This window comes from Pseudomonas sp. B1(2018), assembly GCF_003097365.1.
Classification (GTDB): Bacteria; Pseudomonadota; Gammaproteobacteria; order Pseudomonadales; family Pseudomonadaceae; genus Aquipseudomonas; species Aquipseudomonas laurylsulfatiphila.
Genome location: NZ_PYUK01000014.1, coordinates 164294 through 172356 on the forward strand (window position 1 = coordinate 164294; position 8063 = coordinate 172356).

The following is an 8063-nucleotide window of genomic DNA, read 5'->3' on the forward strand; positions in this document are numbered from 1 at the left end:
ACGGACGGGGATCAATGAAGAACCCGTGGTCCCTCGTCCTTGTCGAATTCGCCTTCAACCAGGCGACCTGCCATCTGAACTCCCACGCTCAACATCGCCTTGGCGACTTCCACGTGTTGCCCTTGCAGGAACGCTTTGGCGTCCTCGGAGAAATCCAAAGTAACCAGAGAACCCTCGTCCTCGGCCCTGCGCAGCTCGATACGGCCGTCTGGTAACTCGACAATTTCTAGAAAGGACGTTGGCATAAAGGACTGTTCTCCACGAAAGGCGGGGATTATATAGGCATCGGTCAGGCTTCGCTCGGGATCTTGACCAGGTGCCATCCCAAAACTGTTTCTGTCAGCACTCGTTCAGGCCTTCGCGAAAGCGGATCGCCAATCCTTTCAGATTCTGGCGCCAGCTCTCCAGCTCTTCCCGACTCAGTTCCTCTGGCTCATCCACTTCATCCAGATTGACAGCCTGAATCAGAGGCTGGGTCACGTCCCCTTTTGGCTTGTGGGGCGCGCGCGGCGGCTGAAACAACGCAGCATGGGCAGCCAACAACTTGGCCAGCCAGGTCTCCGGGTTGTTGGCCAGTTCGACCAGCTCGGCCATTTCCGGAATGGCGATGGTTTCCAGCACTTCGCGAGTCAGCAGCAACTCCGCACGGGGTGCATTGGCCTGAGGCAGGCGATAGAAGCCGGCGATTTCATGACACAGGCCCAACAGCGCGCCATACAGGTGAAACAGCGCCGATTCGCGTCCGGCCTGGATCAGCGCCAGCGAATTCATCGCCCGACCCTCTTCAGTGCGCGCCAGTGCTTCCAGCGACAAGCCGGCGAAGTAAATCTTCTGATTGGTGCGGGTATAAAGTTCGTGGGCCATGACGGCAGCCTCCACAACGAAATAATTGCTTCACGCAGGTCCTGTGTAGGAGCGAGCCTGCTCGCGATGGACTTGAGAGCAACGCGGGCATCCTGAAAGCCCGCGTTATCGTTGACGACCATCGCGAGCAAGCTCGCTCCCACAGGGGTCTTGCGATTCTACGCCTTCGCAGCCGGGCGCTTGTCTTCAACCGTCCACTTGCCGCCGTCGTAGAACGCTTTCCAGCCAGTCGGCTTACCGTCAACTTCGGTCTGCACGTACTGTTCCTTGGTCTTGCGGCTGTAACGAATCACAGCCGGGAGGCCATCGGGATCTTTCTTCGGCGCTTCGCAGAGGAAGTGATACTTCGGATCGATCTCATCCTTGTGCGGCACGATCTCGATAACCAGCGGAGCACGCGTCTCACGGTTTTTCGGGAACTGGCTGGCCGCCAGGAACAGGCCGGATGCACCGTCGCGCAGGATATAGGTGTCGTTGACCTTTTCGCATTTCAGCTCAGGCATCTTCACCGGGTCCATCTTCGGCGGTGCCGCATCACCGCTCTTCAGCAGTTTGCGGGTGTTCTTGCAGGTGGCATTGGTGCAACCGAAGAACTTGCCGAAACGGCCGGTCTTGAGCTGCATCTCGCTGCCGCACTTGTCGCATTCCAGGCTCGGACCTTCATAGCCCTTGATGCGATAGGTGCCCTCTTCGATTTCGTAGCCGTCGCAATCCGGGTTGTTACCGCAGATGTGCAGCTTGCGCTTTTCGTCCAGCAGGTAGGCATCCATCGCCGTGCTGCAGATCGGGCAGCGATGCTTGCCACGTAATACCAGCGACTCCGACTCACCTTCGTCGTCCGCGGCGATTTCGTCGCCCGGCACCAGGTTGACGGTGGCCTTGCAGCGCTCTTTCGGCGGCAGGCTGTAGCCCGAGCAACCGAGGAACACACCGGTCGACGCAGTACGAATCTGCATCGGACGACCGCAGGTCGTGCACGGAATGTCGGTCATCACCGGCTGGTTGGCACGCATGCCGTTTTCCGGGCTTTCGGCTACCTCGAGCTTCTTCTTGAAGTCGCCGTAGAACTCGTCGAGCACGTTTTTCCAGTCGCGTTCGCCCTGGGCCACGTCATCGAGATGCTCTTCCATGCCGGCGGTGAAACCGTAGTCCATCAGGTTCGAGAAGCTCTCGGCCAGGCGCTCTGTGACGATGTCGCCCATCTTTTCCGAGTAGAAGCGACGGTTGTGCAACGCCACGTAACCACGGTCCTGAATGGTCGAAATGATCGCTGCGTAGGTCGAAGGACGACCGATGCCGCGCTTTTCCATTTCCTTGACCAGGCTGGCTTCCGAGTAACGCGCCGGCGGCTTGGTGAAGTGCTGGGTCGGATCTAGCTTGATCAGCTTCATCGCGTCGCCCTGGGCCATGTCCGGCAGCACATCGTCGTCGCCTGGCTTGGCGATTTGCGGCATGACGCGGGTGTAACCGTCGAACTTCAGGATACGGCCCTTGGCACGCAGCTCGAAGTCGCCAGCGCCCACAGTGACGGTCGTCGACAGGTATTGCGCCGGCAGCATCTGGCAAGCCAGGAACTGGCGCCAGATCAGCTCGTAGAGGCGCTCAGCGTCACGCTCCATGCCCGACAGCTTGCTTGGCTCGGTGTTGGCGTCGGACGGACGAATCGCTTCGTGAGCCTCTTGTGCGCCTTCCTTGCTGCTGTAGACGTTCGGGGTTTCCGGCAGGTACTTCTTGCCGAACTCGCCTTCAATATAAGTACGCGCCATCGCCACGGCATCAACCGAGAGGTTGGTCGAGTCGGTACGCATATAAGTGATGTAGCCGGCTTCGTACAGACGCTGGGCCATCATCATGGTTTTCTTCACCCCGAAGCCCAGGCGGTTGCTCGCGGCCTGCTGCAGGGTGGAGGTGATGAACGGCGCCGACGGCTTGCTGCTGGTCGGTTTGTCTTCGCGCTTGACGATGCTGTAGCTGGAAGCCTTGAGCTTCTCCAGCGCGGCCATGGCCTGGGCTTCGTTGAGCGGCTTGAAGGCTTCGCCTTTCTCGCGGGCCACGTCGAAACGCACGGTCGCGCCTTTTGCGGTGCCGAGGTCGGCGTGCACTTCCCAGTACTCTTCCGGGATGAACGCACGGATTTCACGTTCGCGCTCAACCACCAGCTTCACGGCAACCGATTGCACGCGACCGGCGGACAGACCGCGAGCGATCTTGGCCCACAGCAGCGGCGAAACCATGTAGCCCACGACGCGGTCGAGGAAGCGACGGGCCTGCTGGGCGTTGACGCGGTCGATATCCAGCTCGCCCGGCTGGGAGAAGGCTTCCTGAATCGCCTTCTTGGTGATTTCGTTGAACACCACGCGCTTGTAGCGGCTGTCGTCACCACCGATGGCTTCGCGCAGGTGCCAGGCAATGGCTTCCCCCTCGCGGTCCAAGTCGGTTGCGAGATAGATGGTGTCAGCATCCTTGGCGAGCCGGCGCAGCTCTTCGATGACTTTTTCCTTGCCCGGGAGAATCTCGTACTTGGCTTTCCAGCCATGATCCGGATCGACCCCCATGCGCGCGACCAGCTGCTTGCGCGCTTTTTCTTTAGGCGACAGTGCCGGCGCTTCGCCCGCAGCAGCCTTGCCGCGCTTGGCGGCCGGCTCTTTGCTGGCGCTAGCCGAACCGCTGGTGGGCAGGTCTCGGATATGGCCGATACTCGACTTCACCACGTATTCGTTGCCCAAATACTTGTTGATGGTCTTGGCCTTAGCCGGGGATTCCACAATGACCAGCGATTTGCCCATGGATCAGAAAATTCCTGAATTCGAGAAGTGAAAGGCGATTGGCGCCTGACGCGGCACCGCTATATATAGTGGCTACAAGGTGAGGTCAAGCGCAGGGTATTGCGCGCACTCAGCTTATGGCTTGGTAAAAGGGCAGTCTTCGGCTTGCACCAAAGCAAAGCGTGGCACCTGTTCGCCGTCAACCTCGACCGACTCCAGGAACATGCTCAAGGGACGCACCCAAAAGCCGCAATCGCCATACAGGGCTTGATAGAAGACCACTTCTTCTTCGGTTTCCGAATGCCGTGCAACACTGAATACACGGTACATCGGACCTTTGTAATGTTGGTAGAGCCCTGGTTGTATCGGCATGCTTTGGCCCTCACTCAAATTTTTTCAAAATAAAAAATAAAATAAATCCGGAAAAACAAAAACCGGGGCACTTGGCCCCGGCTTCCATCAACGAGACGCTTAAACGCGTTCGAAGACGGTGGAGATGCCTTGGCCGAGACCAATGCACATGGTGGCTACCCCGAAGGTACCGCCATTCTGCTTCATCACATTGAGCAAAGTGCCGGAGATCCGCGCACCGGAGCAACCGAACGGGTGGCCCAGGGCGATCGCGCCGCCGTGCAGGTTAACCTTCTCGTTCATCTTGTCGAGCACTTTCAGATCTTTCAGCACTGGCAGGGCCTGTGCGGCGAAAGCTTCGTTGAGCTCGAAGAAGTCGATGTCGGAGATGCCAAGACCCGCGCGCTTCAGTGCTTTTTGTGTGGCCGGTACTGGACCATAGCCCATGATTGCCGGATCCACACCTGCCACTGCCATCGAGCGAATCACCGCCATAGGCTGGATGCCCAGGTCCTGTGCGCGCTGCGCCGACATCACGATCATGCACGAAGCACCGTCGGTGATCTGCGACGAAGTACCCGCTGTCACGGTGCCGCCCTTCGGATTGAACGCCGGCTTGAGAGCCGCCAGGCTTTCCAGGGTGGTTTCCGGACGAATGGTTTCGTCGTAGTCGAAGGTTTTCAGGAAACCGTTCTCGTCGTAGCCCTGCATCGGGATGATTTCGTCTTTGAACTTGCCTTCCACGGTCGCCTTGTGGGCGAGTTGGTGGGAGCGCACGCCGAAAGCATCTTGCTGCTCGCGGGTAATGCCGTGCATTTTGCCCAGCATTTCCGCGGTCAGGCCCATCATGCCCGAGGCTTTCGCCGCGTACAGCGACATGTGCGGGTTCGGATCGACACCGTGCATCATGCTCACGTGACCCATATGCTCGACGCCACCAACGACGAACACGTCACCATTGCCGGTCATGATCGCTTGCGCAGCAGTGTGCAAAGCGCTCATGGACGAGCCGCACAGACGGCTGACGGTCTGGCCGGCCGAGGTGTGCGGGATCTGGGTCATCAGCGACGCCATGCGCGCGATGTTCCAGCCCTGCTCCAGGGTCTGGTTCACACAGCCCCAGATCACGTCCTCGACTTCGTTCGGGTCGACCTTGACGTTGCGTTCCAGCAGTTTGCTGATCAGGTGCGCCGACATGTCTTCGGCGCGGGTGTTGCGGTGCATGCCGCCCTTGGAGCGGCCCATCGGAGTACGACCGAAGTCGACAATCACGACGTCTCTAGGATTCAAGCTCATAAGTTCACTCTCACTCTAGTTGGGGGCGCTTAACCGAAGAAGCTCTGGCCGTTCTTGGCCATTTCGCGCAGCTTCGCGGTCGGGTGGTACAGCGCGCCCAAATCAGCGTACTGGTCAGCCAGGGCAACGAACTCTGCCACACCGAGCGAATCGATGTAGCGCAGCGCACCGCCACGGAATGGAGGGAAACCAATGCCGTAGACCAGACCCATGTCGGCTTCGGCAGCGGTTTCGACGATGCCGTCTTCCAGGCAACGCACGGTTTCCAGGCACAGCGGGATCATCATCCAGTTGATGATGTCTTCGTCAGTGACTTCGCGCTGTTCAAAGACGATTGGCTTGAGCACTTCCAGTACCGACGGGTCGGCGACCTTCTTCTGCTTGCCCTTCTTGTCGGTCTCGTAGGCGTAGAAGCCCTTGCCGTTCTTCTGGCCCAGGCGCTTGGCTTCGTAGAGCACGTCAACGGCCGAGCGACGGTCGTCTTTCATGCGGTCCGGGAAGCCTTCAGCCATCACGTCACGGCCGTGGTGGCCGGTGTCAATGCCGACCACGTCCATCAGGTAGGCCGGGCCCATAGGCCAGCCGAATTTTTCCATGACCTTGTCGATACGGACGAAGTCCACACCGGCGCTGACCAGCTTGGCGAAACCGCCGAAGTACGGGAACAGGACGCGGTTGACCAGGAAGCCCGGGCAGTCGTTGACGACGATCGGGTTCTTGCCCATTTTCTTGGCGTAGGCAACGGTGGTGGCAACGGCCAGCTCGCTGGACTTCTCGCCACGGATCACCTCCACCAGCGGCATCATGTGCACCGGGTTGAAGAAGTGCATGCCGACGAAGTTTTCCGGACGCTTGAGGGCCTTGGCCAGCAAAGTGATGGAAATGGTCGAGGTGTTGGACGCGAGGATGGTGTCCTCTTTGACCTGGTCTTCAACTTCAGCCAGTACGGCTTGCTTGACCTTCGGGTTCTCGACAACGGCTTCCACCACCAGGTCCACGTGACCGAAATCACCGTAGGACAAGGTCGGACGAATGCCGTTGAGCACTTCAGCCATTTTCGCGGCGGTCATGCGGCCTTTTTCAACGCGGCCAACCAGCAGTTTGGCGGCTTCAGCCAGACCCTGCTCGATGCCGTGCTCGTTGATGTCCTTCATCAGGATCGGCGTGCCTTTGGAAGCCGACTGATAGGCGATACCGCCACCCATGATGCCGGCGCCCAGTACGGCGGCCTGCTTCACGTCCTTGGCGATTTCGTCGTAGGCCTTGGCCTTTTTCTTCAGCTCCTGGTCGTTCAGGAACAGACCGATCAGGCTCTGCGCGGCAGAGGTCTTGGCCAGTTTGACGAAACCTGCGGCTTCAATTTCCAGGGCTTTGTCGCGACCGAAATTCGCGGCTTTCTGGATGGTCTTGATCGCTTCAACCGGCGCAGGGTAGTTCGGACCAGCTTGACCGGCCACGAAACCCTTGGCGGTTTCGAAAGCCATCATTTGCTCGATGGCGTTCAGCTTGAGCTTTTCCAGCTTCGGCTGGCGCTTGGCCTTGTGGTCGAACTCGCCGGAGATGGCGCGCTTGATCAGTTCCAGCGCAGCTTCCTGCAGTTTTTCAGGAGCAACCACCGCATCGACAGCGCCAACTTTCAGCGCGTCTTCAGGACGGTTTTCCTTGCCGGCGGCAATCCACTCGATGGCGTTGTCGGCACCGATCAGACGCGGCAGACGAACGGTACCGCCGAAGCCCGGATAGATGCCCAGCTTGACTTCCGGCAGGCCGATCTTGGCCTTGGTGGACATGACGCGGTAGTCCGCCGCCAGGCACATTTCCAGACCGCCACCCAGCGCGATGCCATTGATCGCGGCAACGGTCGGAACGTTGAGGTCTTCGAAATCGCTGAAAATCTTGTTGGCTTCGAGGTTGCCAGCAACAAGCTCTGCATCCGGCAGCTTGAAGTTGTCGACAAATTCGGTGATGTCGGCGCCGACGATGAACACGTCCTTGCCACTGCTGACGATCACGCCCTTGATCGAAGCATCTGCCTTGATGGTGTCTACGGCCTGACGCAGTTCGTTCAGGGTTAGACGGTTGAACTTGTTGACGGACTCACCCTTGAGGTCGAACTTCAGTTCGACGATGCCACTTTCAAGAGCCTTAACCGTGATGGCTTTACCTTCGTAAATCATCAACTGATCTCCACGATATGGAAGCTGAACAGTACACGTCGGACGCAGGCGAATGGCTTGGCAGGGACGTTAATCGTCGATGCTACGCCCATTCCCCCGGCACACCCGCCAACGCGATAGTCGGGATTCTGTAGGAGCGGTCTGAAATACAAACGCTCAATTCATACGCCCGTTTGATTTGGGTACGTCACCTTCACGGAATTTCCGACAATTGTCAATCGCCCGAAACACGGGTTGAAACGCGACTTTCCGGTCATATCCGTACTGCGAAGACCTTAAACACGCCGCAGCATGCAGGGTCATTCATAGAATCAATTGTTAGAAAATGCGCCCTAATTCGCTGCAGCCCGTGTTTAACAAGCTACGCTGGCGGAACCAAGGGGAAAATTGTCAGCGCTTATGGCGAATGCCAGCGCAAGATAAGCCAACACCGATTTACCGGCCTGCCTGGCCAACCCGCCCGATGATTTTGTCGGGCTTTTTATTGCGTGCCACAGAAGCCCCTGTAGGAGCTGCCGCCGGCAGCGCTAGTTTGATATTGTTTGTTAAAAAAAAAGGAAAAAAATAGCAGCCAGAGGCAGCTGCAAACATGGGCTGCAGACCGCCGCAT

6 protein-coding genes are annotated in these 8063 nt (G+C 58.5%); all 6 read right to left on the bottom strand.

Annotated elements, in window-relative coordinates:
* Positions 1–11 precede the first annotated feature (11 nt).
* The gene (locus C9422_RS21855; RefSeq protein WP_007991404.1) at positions 12–245 is read right to left on the bottom strand and encodes a hypothetical protein; all 234 of its coding nucleotides are present in this window, start codon (positions 243–245) and stop codon (positions 12–14) included.
* 94 nt (positions 246–339) lie between these two features.
* Complete coding sequence (locus C9422_RS21860) at positions 340–864, bottom strand: DUF6586 family protein (RefSeq protein ID WP_015095954.1); 525 nt, start codon at positions 862–864, stop codon at positions 340–342.
* 158 nt (positions 865–1022) lie between these two features.
* Positions 1023–3650: a type I DNA topoisomerase gene (gene topA, locus C9422_RS21870; protein ID WP_015095955.1), complete on the bottom strand. Its 2628-nt coding sequence runs from the start codon at positions 3648–3650 to the stop codon at positions 1023–1025.
* A 114-nt stretch (positions 3651–3764) separates the two neighbouring features.
* Positions 3765–4001: a DUF1653 domain-containing protein gene (locus C9422_RS21875; RefSeq protein ID WP_116582106.1), complete on the bottom strand. Its 237-nt coding sequence runs from the start codon at positions 3999–4001 to the stop codon at positions 3765–3767.
* 99 nt (positions 4002–4100) lie between these two features.
* Positions 4101–5276 carry an acetyl-CoA C-acyltransferase FadA gene (gene fadA, locus C9422_RS21880; RefSeq protein WP_007986361.1) on the bottom strand — a complete coding sequence of 392 codons (1176 nt, stop codon included), beginning with the start codon at positions 5274–5276 and terminating at the stop codon, positions 4101–4103.
* A gap of 29 nt (positions 5277–5305) precedes the next feature.
* Positions 5306–7453 carry a fatty acid oxidation complex subunit alpha FadB gene (fadB, locus tag C9422_RS21885; RefSeq protein ID WP_116582107.1) on the bottom strand — a complete coding sequence of 716 codons (2148 nt, stop codon included), beginning with the start codon at positions 7451–7453 and terminating at the stop codon, positions 5306–5308.
* Positions 7454–8063: the final 610 nt, after the last annotated feature.

Coding starts and splice junctions, on each gene's coding strand:
- topA (WP_015095955.1), bottom strand. CDS start 3,650: ATGGGCAAATCGCTGGTCATTGTGGAATCCCCGGCTAAGGCCAAGACC.
- C9422_RS21875 (WP_116582106.1), bottom strand. CDS start 4,001: ATGCCGATACAACCAGGGCTCTACCAACATTACAAAGGTCCGATGTAC.
- C9422_RS21860 (WP_015095954.1), bottom strand. CDS start 864: ATGGCCCACGAACTTTATACCCGCACCAATCAGAAGATTTACTTCGCC.
- C9422_RS21855 (WP_007991404.1), bottom strand. CDS start 245: ATGCCAACGTCCTTTCTAGAAATTGTCGAGTTACCAGACGGCCGTATC.
- fadB (WP_116582107.1), bottom strand. CDS start 7,453: ATGATTTACGAAGGTAAAGCCATCACGGTTAAGGCTCTTGAAAGTGGC.
- fadA (WP_007986361.1), bottom strand. CDS start 5,276: ATGAGCTTGAATCCTAGAGACGTCGTGATTGTCGACTTCGGTCGTACT.